A 380-nucleotide genomic window follows, 5' to 3' on the forward strand; every position below is an offset into this window, starting at 1 on the left:
TGCTCGGCCTCATGGTCCTGTTCATCGCGGGCAACCTGCTGTCCGCCGTCGCGCCGACGTACGAGGTCATGCTCCTCGGCCGCGTCGTCGCGGCGCTGTGCCACGGCGCGTTCTTCGGGATCGGCGCCGTCGTGGCGGCCGGCCTCGTCGCGCCCGAGAAGCGCGCCGGCGCCATCTCGATCATGTTCGCCGGGCTGACCATCGCGAACGTGCTCGGCGTCCCGTTCGGCACGTTCCTCGGCCAGGCCGCCGGGTGGCGCGCGACGTTCTGGGCCATCACCGCCATCGGCGTCGTCGCGCTCGCCGGGATCGCGCTCCTCGTCCCGTCGCGCGTCGGGTCGCCCGACGGCGTCCCCGCACCCGACGGCAGCGCCTCGCCC

Annotated in this window: 1 protein-coding gene; it reads left to right on the top strand. The window is 74.7% G+C overall.

Translation table 11 applies throughout. The features are described from left to right. Positions 1 to 380, top strand: a 380-nt coding sequence (locus G3I78_RS50930; protein ID WP_164437453.1) for an MFS transporter, incomplete at both ends; no start/stop codon positions are given.

Origin of the sequence: Streptomyces sp. SID13726 (assembly GCF_010548375.1) — a bacterium.
GTDB lineage: Bacteria > Actinomycetota > Actinomycetes > Streptomycetales > Streptomycetaceae > Streptomyces.